Raw genomic sequence first — 14638 nt, 5'->3', positions numbered from 1 at the left:
GCAGATCGCGCCTGATGCTCAGCAGCGCCCGCGCTGGAGGCAGTGCTCGCGGCCCGGCTGATCGGTACGGAAGGCTTCGACAAAGCCGCCCTGACGCTGCGTGACGAAGACGGTCTTGCCGTCGCTGCCGCCGAAGGCGAGGTTGGTCGGTTCCTTGCCCTTCAGCGCGATCTCGCGCTCGACCGCGCCAGTGGGTTTCATCAGCGCGATCGTGCCCTTGAGGATGCGCGCGACGTAGAGGCGACCGGCAACGTCGGTGCGCAGCCCGTCGACGGTGTCGGGCTGAAACGACTTCACCAGCTTTGCGCCGGTGAGTTCGTTGCCGCTGATCGTGTAGGACCATATCTGCCCGCTGCTGGATTCCCCGACATAGAGCGTCTTGCCATCCGGACTGAGATCGATGCCGTTGGTGGTGCCCATCGCGCGGGGCGCCGGCATCACCTGCCCCTGCACCGTTCCGTCAGCGGCTTTCGCGATGCGCCAGATGTGGCCCTCGCGACCCTTCCAGTTCGGATCGCTCGCATAGACCGTGCCGTCGCGCGCGACCGTGATGTCGTTGGGCTGGTTCATCTCGTCGGAGTGAAACCAGACTGCAGGTTCGGTGCTTCCCTTCGCAATGGTGAAGATGTTGTGCTTCTTGTAATCGGCAATGAACATCGCGCCGCTCCGATCGAAACGGATCGCGTTGCCGACGCTGCCTTCGGGGAGCGTCGTGAACAGCTCCGAAGCCGCAGCGCCCGCAGGCAGCTTGCCGATGGTGCCGGCCTTGCCGAGATTGACGACGAACAAATTGCCGTCGAGATCGGCGGCGGGTCCTTCGATGCCGAAAGTGTATTCGCTGGCGGGCGTGACCTGCACGCTGTCGAAAAGCTTGGTTTCGGCAGCAGCGGACGGCGCCGCGATGAGCAAGATGCTACTGCACAGGCACCAGAAATTCCTGCCGGATGTAATAGCCATCGTCGTCGGTGCACTCGCCATTCAGATAGGGATCGGCCGGCCGGAAGAATCGGCTGAAGCCGGGTTTGTCTACAGCGCTCCTTTGTGTCACGACAACGACCTTGGCAGCCGGTATTTCGCCGCATTCCTTGTTGGTTTTGCCAAAGAACCTGCGTTGCGGCGGACCGGCCTTGATCCGTATCCGCGTTCCCGGAACCATTCTGGCAACGAGCAGGTCAGCGGTATCGAGCAGGCGTGCGTAACCGGGCTCGGTCTTCGGCAGGCTTTCGCCGCCCGGCGGCATCAGCTTCTCGGCGCCGAGACCGCGAAGGCGCGTCCGCAGCCTGCCGGAATCGGGGTCGCCCGGATAGATCCAGCCGTCCTGCGACAGCATGAAGCGGAGCACCGTCGCATCCTTCTCCGCTTCCGACTGTCCTGCCTTCAGGCCGAAATCCGAATGGCAGCCGAGGCAATGCTTCTCGACGAGGCCCTTGCGCAGCGTGGTGAGGCGAACGCTGTTCTGCGCGTCCCTGGCGATGAAGGCCGCGAGCTGGTCGATCATCGCCTGGCTGCGCGTGTCGCAGGGCAGCGGCTGAGGCGCGTCGCCCGCGGCACGGTCGATGCGGATCACCGTCTGGTTCTTGTCCTCGACCAGCCAGATCGCGCCGTCCTCGGCGACCGTCATGCCGACCGGCGCGCCTTGCGGCCGCGCGCCGTTGACGCGGTGCCAGCCTGCAATCAGTTCCTCGAACGGCGCGGCAGCGACCTCGCCGGCGTCGGTCTGGAAGCTGTGGGTCGGATCAGCCGCGCAGCTGACATGGTAGCGCACCGGCGCCGGGCTCGGCCTGGGAAAACCGTGGTCGTCGACATCGTAGGCGAGCACACGGCTGCCGGTCGGGCGATAGCCATGCAGGCCGACCAGCAGCTTGCCCTCGAGCTCCGGGAATTTCGCGCCGTGATAATAGAGCATCGCGAGCGGGGCGCCGTGCGGCGGCAGCAGCGAGAACGGCGGCTTGTAGAGCGCATTGGCCGTGCAGAGCGACTTGTAGGTCCCGGATTGCAGCACGCTCCTGAACTCGGGGCTCGGCGTCGACAGGTCGTAGCAATAGGGCCAGCCATAGTGCCTGCCCTGCTCGATCGCGTTGATCTCCTCGTTGGGCTTGAAGATGTCGGGCAGGTCGCGGCCGTTCTCGCCTTGCAGGAAGGCATAGCCGGCATCGGGGAAATTCGGATGCAGCGCCAGCGCCATCGAGTTCCGCAGGCCACGCGCGTAGACGGTGTGCGGCGGGTCAGGGTCGTTCGGCCTCAATGCCGGGAAGACGCCGCCTGACGGCGGCGTAAACAGCCAGATCGCGGCCATCGCGGAGGCGCCCTCGGCCGCCGCACAGGGCTTTGTGATCGGCGCAGGCGTGATGCAGTCGTCGCTGTGCGAGCCGACATTGACGAACAGCCGGCCGTTCCTGTCAAAGACGAACTGCTTGAGCGGATGCGCACTCTCGTCGAGCCTGGTGCCGTCGGGCAGCGTGATCCGGCGGCCCGGCATGTGACGGATGATGGTCTCGACCGTACCGCGCGGATTGTCCGCGAGCGGATCGAACCGGAAGATCGCCTCCGCGGTCGAGGCGTAGAGCTTCCTGTCCGGGCCGATCACGAGGCCGAACGGATATTCGAGGCCGGTCAGCAGTTCCTTGAATCGCTGCCCCGGGGGCGCATGCGGATCGAGCAGCAGCAGCCGCCCATCGGTGTGGCCCCAGCCCCCCATGTCGGCGACCACGAACAGGTCGCGGCCGGGCACCTGGACGATCGAACGCGGAAACTTGAGGCGATCCTCCTCGCTGGCGACGAGGCCGGCGCAAAATCCCGCCTTCATATCGATCTGGAGTCTTGGAAAAGCGAGATCGCCGCTGCCGCAGCTTTCCGTGCCGATCGCATAGCCGCTTTTCCTGACCGACTCGGACGAGGCCGGGGCCAGGCCGAGCAGCACTGCGACGACGGCCGCCGCAAACAAGCGCAGGCTCGGGCGTTCACAGCGGAATGTGAAGTCGTTCACAGCGGCCTCCCGGACGTATCGTCCAGGGTTGTTCCATGCCGCCTGCGCTCCGTCCAGTTGCCGATCACCCGCCTGTGATTAAACCTGTAACGACCTTGGTGCCGACCAACCTCCGTAGATTCCCTTACCGGGCTCGACCCGAATATTTTTCGACCGTTTCCGATGGTATCGGTTTGCCGTCCCAATCGCTTTCTACAGGAGGCGTGTATGGTTCAGATGTATTTCCACTGCTCGAATACCGAAGGCACGCTGATCGATCGGTACGGCACGGCGGTAGCCAATCTGACCGAGGCACGTGACCGCGCCGCCCAGATCATGCGTTCGATGATCCTGACGCCCGGTGCGGAAGACTGGCGCGACTGGGTGATCCATGTCAGCGGCGACGACGGCGAGGAGATTTTCGACCTCCCCTTCACCGCCATGCTCGGCAAGCCGCATTGAGGTGATGCCATGCTGATCGCGTCCTTGAGCCTGCTCCGCCAGCCCTTGAACTTCGTCGCCACCAAATGGCTGACGCTGGTCAGGGTCGCCGGCGACCCCTACCGCCCCGAGCTGCACTACATGCGCGGCCCCGGCCCGAAATGGCGCGCCAAGTATCAGGCCAGCCGGCTGAACCGCGCGCTCTGAAGCTGTCGTCTCGCCGCTTGCGGCAAACCGGTTCTCCAAACTCGCTATGCCCGGGCAGGTCCCGGGCATTGACGTCTTGGGCTCCTCACCGCCCGGTGAACTTCGCCTTGCGCTTCTCGACGAAGGCATCGCGGCCCTCGATGGCGTCGGCGCTTTTCCGGATCATGGCCTGAAGCTCGATCTCGCGGCGGAACTGGGCCTCATAGGTCGCGTGCTCGCTCTCCTCGACCAGCGCGCGGGTTGCGACCAAAGCGCGCGTCGGGCCCTCCGCGAGACGGCGCGCCAGCACCAGCGCCTCTCCCATCAGCTTCTCGTCGTCGACGACCTGCCGCACCAGGCCGATCTCCTGGGCGCGTTCCGCCGTCAGCGGCTCGTTGAGCAGCATCAGCTCGAGCGCCCGCTGCCGGCCGACCAGGCGCGGCAGCAGCCAGGTCGAGCCGAGATCGGGCACCAGCGCAATGCGGCTGAACACCTGGATGAAGCTCGCCGACCGCGCCGCGACGATGATGTCGCCGGCCATCGCGAGGCTGAAGCCGCCGCCGGCCGCCACCCCGTTGACGGCGACGACGACGGGCACGCGGCATTCGCGGAGCGCCTTGAAGGCCGGCCAGTAGAAGCGCATCACGCCGGCGGCGATGTCCTCGCCGAGCGCCTCGGAGGCCTTCAAATTCTGTCCCGAGCAGAAGCCGCGCCCGGCGCCGGTGAGGATCAGCGCGCGAACACCCTCGTCCTGTGTCATGCCGCCGACGGCGGCAGCCAGCGCGCCGAGCAGGTCCGGCGTCATCGCGTTCAGGCTCGCCGGCTCGTCCAGCGTCAGGATTCCGACCGCGCCATCCCGCGCCTGTTTCACACCAGCCATGCCGCTTCTCCCTTTGGATGTTCTCGTTGGCTGCAATGTGCCATTGTCCGCGCGCTTCGCCAAATGCGGAGCTTTTCAAGTCGGCACCACCAAGCCAAGTCCACCGAAGCCAAGACCAGCGAAGACAGACACAAGACCGCATCATGCCTCATCAGTTCAGCCTCGCCCAAACCGTCCGCAAGCCTGCCGTCAAGACCAAGGGCGGTATCGTCGCCGCGCAATCGCGCCGGGCTGCCGAAGTGGGCGCGCAAGTGCTGGCCGCGGGCGGCGATTGCGTCGACGCGATCGTCGCGACCACCATGGCGCTGAACGTGCTGGAGCCCTGGAACAGCGGCATCGGCGGTGGCGGCGCGATGGTGCTCTACCGCGCCAGGGAAAATCGCACCGAGGTGATCGACTACGGCATGTGCGCCCCGCAGAGCCTGCGCGTCGCGGACTATCCGCTCAGCGGCGAAGGCGCAGCGTCCGATCTCTTTCCCTGGCCGCGGGTGAAGGACGATCGCAACATTCACGGCCCCGGCGCGATCGCCGTGCCCGGCGTCGTCGCCGGCATGGAGGAAGCGCATCGCCGCCACGCCAAACTGCCGTGGAAGGACCTGGTCGCGCCGGCCGCCGCGCTCGCCGGCGAAGGCCTGCTGGCCGATTGGTGGACCACACTGACGATCGCAAGCTCGGCGGCTGACCTCCGGCGCTATCCCGCGAGCGCGGCGGCGTTCCTGAAGGACGGCCTGCCGCCGACCGCGCCATGGGGCATCAAGTCCGAGACGCGGCTGTCGCAGGACAAGCTGAAGGCAACGCTATCGCACCTCGCCGAAGCCGGACCGCGTGATTTCTACCAGGGCGATCTCGCCAAAAGCATCGCATCCGACATCAAGGCCGACGGCGGCTCGCTGTCGGTCGAGGACCTCGCCGCATTCCGCGCCCATCTGCGCGAGCCGCTGGCGATCCCCTATCGCGGCGGCAAGGTGTTTGCGACGCCGGAGCTCACCGCCGGACCGACGCTGGCGCACGCGCTGCGCCTGTTGCAGCAAAATCTGAAACCGGCAGGTGCACCCGATGCCGCCACCTACGCCGAATATGCGCTCGCCCTGCAAGCTGCCTATCGCGAACGGCTCAAGGACATGGGCGATGCCGACGGCAAGCGCTCGCTCGGCGCCGAATATCTGGCACCAGCCTGCACCACGCATTTCTCCGTCGTCGACCGCCACGGCAATGTCGCCGCGGTGACGCAGACACTGCTTTCGTCCTTCGGCTCGAAATACGTGACGCCGCACACCGGCATCGCCATGAACAACGGCATCATGTGGTTCGATCCGACGCCCGGCACCACCAACTCGCTCGCTCCGGGCAAGCGCTGCCTCACCAACTACACGCCCGTCATCGCCGAGACCAGGGACGGCAAGCGTCTCGCCATCGGCGCCTCCGGCGGCCGCCGCATCCTGCCCGCGGTGATGCAACTCGCATCCTTCGCAATGGATTTCGGCATGGACCTCGACGCGGCGATCCACCAGCCGCGCATCGACGCCAGCGAGGGCGCGGTCGTGATCGGCGATGTCAGACTGCCGGCAGACACACGCAAGGCGCTGGCCGCACGCTTCGACTATGAAGAGAGCCGGGTGCAGGCGCTGCCGCAGAAATTCGCCTGCCCGAGCGTGGTGATGCGCGAGGGCGAGGTCAATTTCGGCGCGGTCGAGATCTTCCAGCCATGGGCCGATGCGGTGGCGGAGGCCTGAGTCCGTTTACGAGAGAGCGTGCCAGCGGTGAACCGCGGGCACGTCGCAAGCGCGGATGTGCCAGCACGCGTTGAGCCGATGCGCGATCGCGCATCTCCGCGAGCGTCACGACTCCTCCACATTTGCAGGGAACTTAGCTGCGCACAGTCCGTTCATTGATCGGACAAGTGCGCTCGCCCCACTGGAGAACATGATGAAGAAACTTGCGCTCGCCGCGTCGCTGATCATTGCGGCGGGTTTCACACTGACCAACCCTGCGTTTGCAAAGGGTGGTCATGGTCACGGCCACGGTTACGGCCACGGTTACGGCCACGCGATGGGCCATCATTACGATGGCACGCCGCCCGGATGGTCGCATGGACGCAAGGTCGGCTGGCGCGGTCACGGGTGCCCGCCCGGACTGTGGAAGCAGGGCCGCTGCTGACGCGATCTGCAATTCCTGCAAGGCGCCGCCCCTGACAAGGCGGCGCCTTCTTCATATGCCGAGCCGGTCCCGCACGCGCCCTGTGATGACCGCGGTCGTCACCCCCACCGGCCAGAACGCGTGCATCGGGATCGGCTTGATGCCGGTGACGGGCATGTCGATCTCGGCCTTGGCGCCGCCGATCAGGCGGCGGGCGAGCTGCGCGCCCATCGCGGTCGAGAGCGCGACGCCGCGGCCGTTACAGCCGAGCGAGATCAGGATACTTTCGGCGGGCTCGTGCACATGCGGATAGTGGTCCTTGGTGATCGCGAGCCGGCTATTCCAGCCATGGGTCCAGGCGACGCCCTTCAGCTGCGGCCATAGCCGCTCGGCATAGCGGATGAGATAGGCGACATCCGACGGCGAGCTGATCCAGCGCATCGGGCCGCGGCCGCCCATCAGGAGGCGGTTGTGCTGGTCGATGCGGTAGTAGACCGTGATGTGGCCGCTCTCGTAGAGCACGGGACGCGTCGGCATGATCGAGCGGGCGACCTCCTCGGAGAGCGGCGCGGAGGCGACGATCGAGGAAAACACCGGCACGATGGTGCGGCGAAGCGCCGGCCAGAGATCATCGGTGAAGCCATTGGTGGCGAGCAGCACCTTTTCTGCACGAACCACCGCGCGCGGCGTCTCGATGCGCCAATGCGCGCCGTCGCGGCGCAGCGACAGCGCCGGCGTCTCGCCATGCACCTTCGCGCCCGCCGAGATCGCGGCGCGCGCGAGACCGCGGGCATAGCTGAGGGGATGCAGGTCGCCGCCACGCGCGTCCAGCATGGCGCCGATATAACGGTCGGTGCCGGTCATCTCGCGCAGCTGCTCGCGGTTCAGATATGTCACCGGCATGCCGCGGCGGATGCATTGCTGCGCCGTCTTCTCGATCGCAGCGGCACTGGCCTCGTTATAGGCCGCACGCAGCGTTCCGTTTTGCCGCGCCTCGCACGGGATCTGGTAGCGACGGATCAGCTCGTGCGTAAAATTCGGCGTGCCGTACGAGAACTCGATCATGCGGCGGCCAAGTTCAGTGCCGAAATCGGCCTCGATCTGGTCGGGATCGTGCTTCAGGCCGGGATTGGTGTGGCCGCCATTGTTGCCGGACGCGCCCCAGCCCGGCTCCTGCGCCTCCAGCACCAAGGCCTCGACGCCCTGCTCCGCCAGATGCAGCGCGGTGGACAGGCCGGTGTAGCCGCCGCCGATAATCGCGACGGAGACGGTCTTGTCGGCGTCGAGCGGCGGCGTGGCGACCGGCGCAACGGCGGTGTCAGCATAAATCGAGGGCGGCAGAGGCAGGCGCGCAGTCATGGCGAAGACCGATCAGAGCGGATGCAGCACCCGGCGCAGGAAATCCTGCGTGCGCGGGTGCTGGGGTTGGTTGAGCACCGATTTGGCCGGCCCCTGCTCGACGATGACGCCGCCGTCGATGAACAGCACGCGATCGGCGACGTCGCGGGCGAAGCCCATCTCGTGGGTGACGACGACCATGGTCATGCCGTCGTCGGCGAGCTTGCGCATCACGCCGAGAACGTCGCCGACGAGTTCGGGATCGAGCGCCGAGGTCGGCTCGTCGAACAGGATCGCCTTGGGCTGCATCGCGAGCGCGCGCGCGATCGCGACGCGCTGCTGCTGGCCGCCGGAAAGCTGCGGCGGGTGCGCGTCGGCCTTTTCGGCGAGGCCCACCTGGGCGAGCAGCGCGCGGCCGCGCTCGAGCACTTGCGCACGCGCCTCCTTCTTCACGTAGAGCGGGCCCTCGACCACGTTCTCCAGCACCGTGCGATGCGGAAACAGGTTGAAGCGCTGGAACACCATCGAGACCTGGGTGCGGACGTTCACGATCGACGGCGCATCGCGGTCGACCTTCAATCCTTCGACATTGATCTCGCCGCGATCGTAGCTTTCCAGCCCATTGATACAGCGCAGGATGGTCGACTTGCCGGAGCCGGACGGGCCGACGATGCAGACCACCTCGCCCTTCTCGACCTTCGCCGTGATGCCCTTGAGCACCTCGACCTTGCCGAAACTCTTGTGAACGTCGGTGAGCTCGATCATTTCTTGCCCGCCCGCTTTTCGAAGTGACGGACCAGCAGGATCAGCGGAATGCTCATGGTCAGGTACATCAGCGCCACCAGCGTGAACACGCTGGTGTTCTTGAAGGTCGAGGACGCGATCAGCTTGCCCTGCAGCGCAAGCTCGGCGACCGTGATGGTCGAGGCCTGCGACGAATCCTTCAGCATCATGATCATGACGTTGCCGTAGGGAGGTAGCACGATGCGCACCGCCTGCGGCAGCACCACGCGGCGCATGGTGAGCCACCAGCCCATGCCGATCGACTGCGCCGCCTCGATCTGGCCCTTGTCGATCGCCTCGATGCCGGCGCGGAAGTTTTCCGCCTGGTAGGCCGAATAGGCGATGCCGAGCCCGAGGATGGCGGCCTGCAAGGCCGACAGCGTGACACCGAGATCGGGCATCACGAAGTAGAGGTAGAACAGGAGCACGATGATCGGGATGCCGCGGATCACGTTGATCAGGCTGGCGCTGAGCATCGACAGGACCTTGATGCCGGAGACCCGCATCATCGCCCAGATCAGGCCGAGCACCGTCGAGAGCAGCAGCGAGCCGATGGTGACGACGATCGTCAGCGCGACGCCGCTCATCAGGATCGGGAAGAACTCGGCAGCGTCGTGCCAAAAGCCTTTCATCGGGCAGCCTTCGATCAGCCTCTAACCATCAGCCCTGGGCTTTCTGGCCCCATTTTTCGAGGATCTTGTCGATGGTGCCGTTGGCCTTGAGCTTGGCCAGCGAGGCGTTGATCTTGCCGAGCAGCGCGCTGTCGCCCTTGCGCACGCCGATGCCGACCGAGCCGACCGTGACCGGCTTGTAGCTGTCGACGAGCCGCACCTCGGGGAAGCCGCCCTGCTTCAGGTTGTAGGCGAGGATCGGATAGTCGGCGTAGCCGGCCTTGAGACGGCCGGTGTTCACGTCGCGCAGGATGTCGGGAATGGTGTCGTAGGCCTTGACGTCGGCGAACAGGCCGGACTTCTTCAACGCGTCGACGAAGGCGGTGCCGACCTGGGCGCCGACCGTCTCGCCCTTCAGGTCGTCCTGCGTGGCATAGGCCTTGGTGTCGTTCTTCGGCACCACCAGACCTTCGCCATAAGTGTAGATCGGGTCGGAGAAGTCGACGACCTCCTTGCGCGGCGCCGTGATGAACATCGCGGCCGCAATGATGTCGATCTTGCTCGAGGTCAGCGACGGGATCAGCGCGGAGAACGACATCGGCTCGATCTGCACGTTGAGGCCGGCGTCCTTGCCGATCTCGGTGATGAGATCGACCATGATGCCCTGGATGGTATTGGTCTTGGTGTCGAGGAAGGTGAAGGGAATGCCCGTCGGCGTCGAGCCGACCTTCAGCACCTGCTGCGCGGAGGCCGGCACGACTCCGGCAATCGCGAGCGCCGCGACTGCGGCCTGGACAAAACGCTTCAACGCCATCGCATCCCCCTTTGGGTCCGGCCGCTAGCGGCGCTCGCAGATGTCTTGATCGCAGACGTTGCGGGCCAAGCCGTTTCGGCCTATTTTCACCAATATGAAAATTTGGTCACACTTTCGCAGGTGATGCAAGTGGTTTTCATGCACATGAAGGAAGCGGCTTGACGTGAGCGGTGGCAAAAGAATGCGCAAACCGGCCGCCGCAAAGCCGGCCAGGAAGCTGAAGGCCAAGACGGTGCCGGCCAAGGCGATGACCAAGCCGGCCGAGCCCGCGATGGACGTCGCGGTCGGCCGCCGCATCCGCGATATCAGGCGCGTCAGGCAATTCTCGCTGGAAACGGTCGCCGCGCGCACCGGCCTGTCGATCGGCTTCCTCAGCCAGATCGAGCGCGGCCTGTCGTCGCCGTCGCTGCGCGCGCTGGCAACGCTCTCCGACGTGCTCGGCGTCGGCATGGCGGCTTTGTTCGGTTCGAACCCAAGTGCCGACGGTGCCTCCGACCAGGTGGTGACGCGCGGGCTTCAGCGGCCGGAACTGAAACTCTGGCGCAGCGGAATTTCGAAGCAATTGCTGAGCGCCGCGGGCAGCGACAACCGGCTCAACCTGTTCCTGGTGCACATCGATCCCGGCGGCTCCGCGGGCGACGAGCTCTACACCCACGACGGCGAGGAAGCCGGCCTCGTGCTTGATGGCGAGATGATGCTGACGGTGGACAGCGAGACGTGGTCGCTGAAGACGGGCGACAGCTTTCGCTTCGCCAGCCGCCGGCCGCACCGGTTTTCCAATCCGGCGCAGGATGCCAAGGCCGTGGTGCTGTGGGTGAATTGCGTGACGGGGGCGGGGTAGTCAATTGCCGTCATTCCGGGGCGCCTCGAAGAGGCGAACCCGGAATCTCGAGATTCCGGATTCGATGCTTCGCATCGACCCGGAATGACAGCGTCAATCACCCGAACCGGTGCGCGTACCGATCCACCGTCAGCGCGCTGACGTCGACCTCCGGCTTCTTGCCTGACAGCATGTCCGCGAGCACCCGTCCCGAACCGCAGGACATGGTCCAGCCGAGCGTGCCGTGTCCGGTGTTGAGGTGGAGATTGGCGTATTGCGTCGGGCCGATCACGGGCGGGCCGTCCGGCGTCATCGGACGCAGGCCGCTCCAGAACGTCGCCTTGGACAGATCGCCGCCGCGCGGGAACAGATCAGTCAAGGAGTGATCCAGCGTGGCGCGGCGGGCGTCATAGAGCTTGCTCGAGAAGCCCGAGATTTCGGCAGTGCCGCCGACGCGGATGCGATTGCCGAGGCGCGTGATCGCGACCTTGTAGCTCTCGTCCATCACGGTCGATTCCGGCGCGCCCGAGGCATCCTTGATCGGCACCGTGATCGAATATCCCTTCACCGGATAGACCGGCAGCGAAATGCCGAGCGGCGCAACCAGCCGCGACGACCAGCTTCCGAGCGCCAGGACGTAGGCGTCGGCCTGCAACACGCCGGCGCTGGTCACGACGCCACTGACGCGTGCGCCGTCGGTGACGATGCGGTCGATGCCGGTATTGAACATGAAGCGCACGCCGAGCGCCTGGGCATGCTTGGCCAGCGCCTGCGTGAACATGTGGCAGTCGCCGGTCTCGTCCTGCGGCAGGCGAAGTCCGCCGGCGAACTTCTCCTTCACGCCGGCGAGCGCCGGCTCGACCGCGATGCAGCCTTCGCGGCCCAGCACCTCGAAGGGCACGCCATATTGCTTGAGCACGGCGATGTCTTCGCCGGTGCCGTCGAGCTGCGCCTGGTGGCGGAACAGCTGGAGCGTGCCCTGCGAGCGCTCGTCATATTGAATGCCGATGTCGCGGCGCAGGTCGCGCAGGCAGTCGCGGCTGTATTCCGCGATCGGGATCATCCGGCTCTTGTTGACCGCGTAGCGCGCGCTGGTGCAGTTGCGCAGCATCTTGAGCAGCCAGACCCACATCACCGGATCGAGCTTCGGCCGGATCACCAGCGGGCCGTGCTTCATCAAGAGCCACTTGACCGCCTTCACCGGCACGCCGGGCCCAGCCCAAGGCGAGGAATAGCCGGGCGACACCTCGCCGGCATTGGCGAAAGAGGTCTCCAGTGCCGGCTCCGGTTGACGGTCGACGACCGTCACGTCATGGCCAGCACCCGCAAGGTAGTAGGCAGAGGTGACACCGATGACACCGCTGCCGAGGATCAGAACTTTCACGCTTCGTCAAACTCCCGCGGCATCACGCTCGCCGCTGCAAGAAGAACTTTCGCAACGGCGAGAGCAATTATCAGGCCACCTTCTTGATGGCGTCGCCGAGGATCGAGACCATCTGGTCGATATGGCTCTTCTCGACGATGAGCGGAGGCGACATCGCGAAGCTATCGCCGCTCATGCGCAAATAGAGGCCGGTGTTGAAGCAGTCGACCATCACGTCGTAACCGCGCGCACCGACCACGCCGGCGCGCGGCGCCAGCTCGACCGCGCCCATCAGGCCGCAATTGCGGATGTCGACGACGTTCGGCAGGCCCTTCAGCGAATGCAGCGCATCGCGCCAGTATTCGGCGATCGACGCACCGCGCGTGAGCAGGCCTTCGTCCTTGTAGATGTCGAGCGTCGCGATGCCGGCGGCGCAGGCCGTCGGATGCGCCGAATAGGTGTAGCCGTGGAACAGCTCCATCTGGTTCTCGGGGCCGACCATCATCCCGTCGTGCACCTTGCGGCTCGCGAACACCGCGCCGCAGGGAATGGTGCCGTTGGTGATGCCCTTGGCCGTCGTCATCAGGTCCGGCGTGACGCCGAAGAAGTTGGCGGCGAACGGCGTGCCGAGGCGGCCGAAGCCGGTGATGACCTCGTCGAAGATCAGCAGGATGCCGTGCTTGTCGCAGATCTCGCGCAGGCGCTGCAGATAGCCCTTCGGCGGCGGCAGCACCGCGGTCGAACCCGGCACCGGCTCGACGATGACGGCGGCGATCGTCTCGGCGCCGTGCAGGCCAACCAGGCGCTCGAGATCGTCGGCGAGCTCGGCACCATGCTCCGGCTGATCCTTGGCGAAGGCGTTGCGGCTGAGATCGTGGGTGTGGCGGATATGGTCGACGCCCGGCAGCAGGGTCGCGAAGGCGCGGCGGTTGGCGACCATGCCGCCGACCGACGTGCCGCCGAAGCCGACGCCGTGATAACCACGCTCACGGCCGATCAGGCGGGTGCGGCTCGACTGGCCGGTGGCGCGATGATAGGCGAGCGCGATCTTGAGCGCGGTGTCCACCGACTCGGAGCCGGAATTGGTGAAGAAGATCCGGTCGAGGCCCTTCGGCGCGATCTCGGCGAGCCGCTCGGCGAAATCGAACGCCAGCGGATGGCCCATCTGGAACGTGGGCGCGAAGTCCAGCGTCATCAGCTGCCGCTCGACGGCGGCGGCGATCTGCTTGCGGCCGTGGCCGGCATTGACGCACCAGAGGCCAGCGGAGCCGTCGATCACCTTGCGGCCGTCGACGGTGGTGTAGTGCATGCCCTCGGCCGAGGAGAACAGGCGCGGCGCCTTCTTGAACTGCCGGTTGGCCGTGAACGGCATCCAGAACGAGTCGGTCTTGATAGTGTTCGGAATCTGATGAAGGGTCACGGCCGCGCTCCTTTGCTGACGGGATAGCAGAGGCACGGCTTCCAAGGCGCAACAAGTCCTTTTCTGGTAACCTGCAAGCCATTGATTTCACTGGGGCCGCTGGTCCATATTTGCGCGATCCGCAACACCTGCAACAGGGACCAGGGGCATGAGCGTCGACATCGGTGGACGGCTGCGATTCATCCGGGCGCGCCAGAAGCTGTCGCAGCGCGAGCTTGCCAAGCGCGCCGGCGTCACCAATTCGACGATTTCGCTGATCGAATCCAACCAGATGAACCCGTCGGTCGGCGCGCTCAAGCGCATCCTCGACGGCATCCCGATGGGGCTCGCCGAGTTCTTCGCACTGGAGCCGGAGAGCCGGCGCAAGATCTTCTATCGCGCCGAAGAGCTGACCGAGGTCGGCAAGAAGCCGATCTCGTATCGGCAAGTCGGCGACAATCTGTTCGGCCGCAGCCTGCAGATTCTGAAGGAGCGCTACGAGCCCGGCAGCGACACCGGACGCGTGCATCTCGTCCATGACGGCGAGGAAGGCGGCATCGTGATTTCAGGCAAGCTCGAAGTCACCGTCGAGGACGAGCGCCGCATCCTCAATCCCGGCGATGCCTATTATTTCGAGAGCCGCCGCCCGCATCGCTTCCGCTGCGTCGGCGGCAAGCCGTGCGAAGTGATCTCGGCGTGTACGCCGCCGACGTTTTGACGCCGATCAAATTCCTCCGGGATCTTACGGAGCCACCGGTTTCCTACGGAGCTTGAGCCATCTCAATTTCCGCGAGCCGAACCTCTATATATTACGAACCGTAGCCGAGCAGCCTGGCGCAGAGGTGCTGAGGTTATGGCCCCGGACTCCTAGGCACTCCGGGGCCGCTTCGTAACAGGGCTCG

General features: G+C 65.7%; 15 protein-coding genes. 6 read left to right on the top strand and 9 right to left on the bottom strand.

Annotated features, from left to right (window positions below):
• Positions 1–18: 18 nt before the first annotated feature.
• The gene (locus BJA_RS10895) at positions 19–957 is read right to left on the bottom strand and encodes an SMP-30/gluconolactonase/LRE family protein (RefSeq protein ID WP_063921405.1); all 939 of its coding nucleotides are present in this window, start codon (positions 955–957) and stop codon (positions 19–21) included.
• A complete protein-coding gene (locus BJA_RS10890) occupies positions 914–2986 on the bottom strand; it encodes a PQQ-dependent sugar dehydrogenase (RefSeq protein WP_011085020.1) in 2073 nt (690 codons plus the stop codon). The genes BJA_RS10895 and BJA_RS10890 overlap by 44 nt, the downstream gene beginning before the upstream one ends.
• A 207-nt stretch (positions 2987–3193) precedes the next feature.
• On the opposite strand from BJA_RS10890, the gene BJA_RS10885 reads away from it, so the two are divergent.
• Both BJA_RS10885 and BJA_RS42230 read left to right on the top strand, forming a co-directional pair.
• A complete protein-coding gene (locus BJA_RS10885) occupies positions 3194–3427 on the top strand; it encodes a DUF6894 family protein (RefSeq protein WP_028175186.1) in 234 nt (77 codons plus the stop codon).
• Positions 3428–3436: 9 nt separating this feature from the next.
• Entirely contained in the window at positions 3437–3613 is a 177-nt protein-coding gene (locus BJA_RS42230; RefSeq protein WP_165448139.1) for a hypothetical protein, read from the top strand.
• Between the two features lie 85 nt (positions 3614–3698).
• Here the strand turns inward: BJA_RS42230 and BJA_RS10880 are convergent, their stop codons facing one another.
• A complete protein-coding gene (locus tag BJA_RS10880; RefSeq protein ID WP_011085018.1) occupies positions 3699–4472 on the bottom strand; it encodes an enoyl-CoA hydratase-related protein in 774 nt (257 codons plus the stop codon).
• 143 nt (positions 4473–4615) lie between these two features.
• Here BJA_RS10880 and BJA_RS10875 point away from each other — a divergent pair, with 143 nt between their 5' ends.
• Entirely contained in the window at positions 4616–6205 is a 1590-nt protein-coding gene (locus BJA_RS10875; protein ID WP_038966515.1) for a gamma-glutamyltransferase family protein, read from the top strand.
• A 193-nt stretch (positions 6206–6398) separates the two neighbouring features.
• Positions 6399–6629 carry a hypothetical protein gene (locus BJA_RS10870; protein WP_162494060.1) on the top strand — a complete coding sequence of 77 codons (231 nt, stop codon included), beginning with the start codon at positions 6399–6401 and terminating at the stop codon, positions 6627–6629.
• 51 nt (positions 6630–6680) lie between these two features.
• On the opposite strand, the gene BJA_RS10865 is transcribed toward BJA_RS10870, so the two are convergent.
• The 4 genes from BJA_RS10865 to BJA_RS10850 are packed head-to-tail and all read right to left on the bottom strand — an operon-like array spanning position 6681 to position 10154.
• Positions 6681–7967 carry an NAD(P)/FAD-dependent oxidoreductase gene (locus tag BJA_RS10865; protein WP_011085015.1) on the bottom strand — a complete coding sequence of 429 codons (1287 nt, stop codon included), beginning with the start codon at positions 7965–7967 and terminating at the stop codon, positions 6681–6683.
• 12 nt (positions 7968–7979) lie between these two features.
• On the bottom strand, positions 7980–8711 hold the full coding sequence (locus tag BJA_RS10860; RefSeq protein ID WP_011085014.1) for an amino acid ABC transporter ATP-binding protein: 732 nt from the start codon (positions 8709–8711) through the stop codon (positions 7980–7982).
• On the bottom strand, positions 8708–9361 hold the full coding sequence (locus BJA_RS10855; RefSeq protein WP_011085013.1) for an amino acid ABC transporter permease: 654 nt from the start codon (positions 9359–9361) through the stop codon (positions 8708–8710). The genes BJA_RS10860 and BJA_RS10855 overlap by 4 nt, the downstream gene beginning before the upstream one ends.
• A 28-nt stretch (positions 9362–9389) precedes the next feature.
• Complete coding sequence (locus BJA_RS10850) at positions 9390–10154, bottom strand: ABC transporter substrate-binding protein (protein WP_011085012.1); 765 nt, start codon at positions 10152–10154, stop codon at positions 9390–9392.
• A 181-nt stretch (positions 10155–10335) separates the two neighbouring features.
• Here BJA_RS10850 and BJA_RS10845 point away from each other — a divergent pair, with 181 nt between their 5' ends.
• On the top strand, positions 10336–10995 hold the full coding sequence (locus tag BJA_RS10845; protein WP_038966513.1) for a helix-turn-helix domain-containing protein: 660 nt from the start codon (positions 10336–10338) through the stop codon (positions 10993–10995).
• A gap of 97 nt (positions 10996–11092) precedes the next feature.
• Here BJA_RS10845 and BJA_RS10840 read toward each other — a convergent pair whose 3' ends face one another.
• Together BJA_RS10840 and BJA_RS10835 are read right to left on the bottom strand one after the other, a co-directional pair.
• A complete protein-coding gene (locus BJA_RS10840) occupies positions 11093–12358 on the bottom strand; it encodes a D-amino acid dehydrogenase (protein ID WP_011085010.1) in 1266 nt (421 codons plus the stop codon).
• A 70-nt stretch (positions 12359–12428) separates the two neighbouring features.
• Positions 12429–13757, bottom strand: coding sequence for an aspartate aminotransferase family protein (locus BJA_RS10835; protein WP_039185890.1), 1329 nt, complete (start codon positions 13755–13757; stop codon positions 12429–12431).
• Between the two features lie 148 nt (positions 13758–13905).
• Between BJA_RS10835 and BJA_RS10830 the strand changes: the two genes are divergently transcribed.
• Positions 13906–14454 carry a cupin domain-containing protein gene (locus tag BJA_RS10830; RefSeq protein ID WP_011085008.1) on the top strand — a complete coding sequence of 183 codons (549 nt, stop codon included), beginning with the start codon at positions 13906–13908 and terminating at the stop codon, positions 14452–14454.
• The last annotated feature ends 184 nt before the right edge of the window (positions 14455–14638 follow it).

The organism is Bradyrhizobium diazoefficiens USDA 110 (genome assembly GCF_000011365.1).
Taxonomy (GTDB): Bacteria; Pseudomonadota; Alphaproteobacteria; order Rhizobiales; family Xanthobacteraceae; genus Bradyrhizobium; species Bradyrhizobium diazoefficiens.
This window is presented reverse-complemented; position numbering and strand designations above follow the sequence as displayed.

Bases quoted from the DNA above. Each gene is read 5' to 3' on its own strand.
- BJA_RS10845 (WP_038966513.1), top strand. From the start codon at position 10,336: ATGCGCAAACCGGCCGCCGCAAAGCCGGCCAGGAAGCTGAAGGCCAAG.
- BJA_RS10860 (WP_011085014.1), bottom strand. From the start codon at position 8,711: ATGATCGAGCTCACCGACGTTCACAAGAGTTTCGGCAAGGTCGAGGTG.
- BJA_RS10885 (WP_028175186.1), top strand. From the start codon at position 3,194: ATGGTTCAGATGTATTTCCACTGCTCGAATACCGAAGGCACGCTGATC.
- BJA_RS10850 (WP_011085012.1), bottom strand. From the start codon at position 10,154: ATGGCGTTGAAGCGTTTTGTCCAGGCCGCAGTCGCGGCGCTCGCGATT.
- BJA_RS10865 (WP_011085015.1), bottom strand. From the start codon at position 7,967: ATGACTGCGCGCCTGCCTCTGCCGCCCTCGATTTATGCTGACACCGCC.
- BJA_RS42230 (WP_165448139.1), top strand. From the start codon at position 3,437: ATGCTGATCGCGTCCTTGAGCCTGCTCCGCCAGCCCTTGAACTTCGTC.
- BJA_RS10880 (WP_011085018.1), bottom strand. From the start codon at position 4,472: ATGGCTGGTGTGAAACAGGCGCGGGATGGCGCGGTCGGAATCCTGACG.
- BJA_RS10855 (WP_011085013.1), bottom strand. From the start codon at position 9,361: ATGAAAGGCTTTTGGCACGACGCTGCCGAGTTCTTCCCGATCCTGATG.
- BJA_RS10830 (WP_011085008.1), top strand. From the start codon at position 13,906: ATGAGCGTCGACATCGGTGGACGGCTGCGATTCATCCGGGCGCGCCAG.
- BJA_RS10875 (WP_038966515.1), top strand. From the start codon at position 4,616: ATGCCTCATCAGTTCAGCCTCGCCCAAACCGTCCGCAAGCCTGCCGTC.
- BJA_RS10895 (WP_063921405.1), bottom strand. From the start codon at position 957: ATGGCTATTACATCCGGCAGGAATTTCTGGTGCCTGTGCAGTAGCATC.
- BJA_RS10870 (WP_162494060.1), top strand. From the start codon at position 6,399: ATGAAGAAACTTGCGCTCGCCGCGTCGCTGATCATTGCGGCGGGTTTC.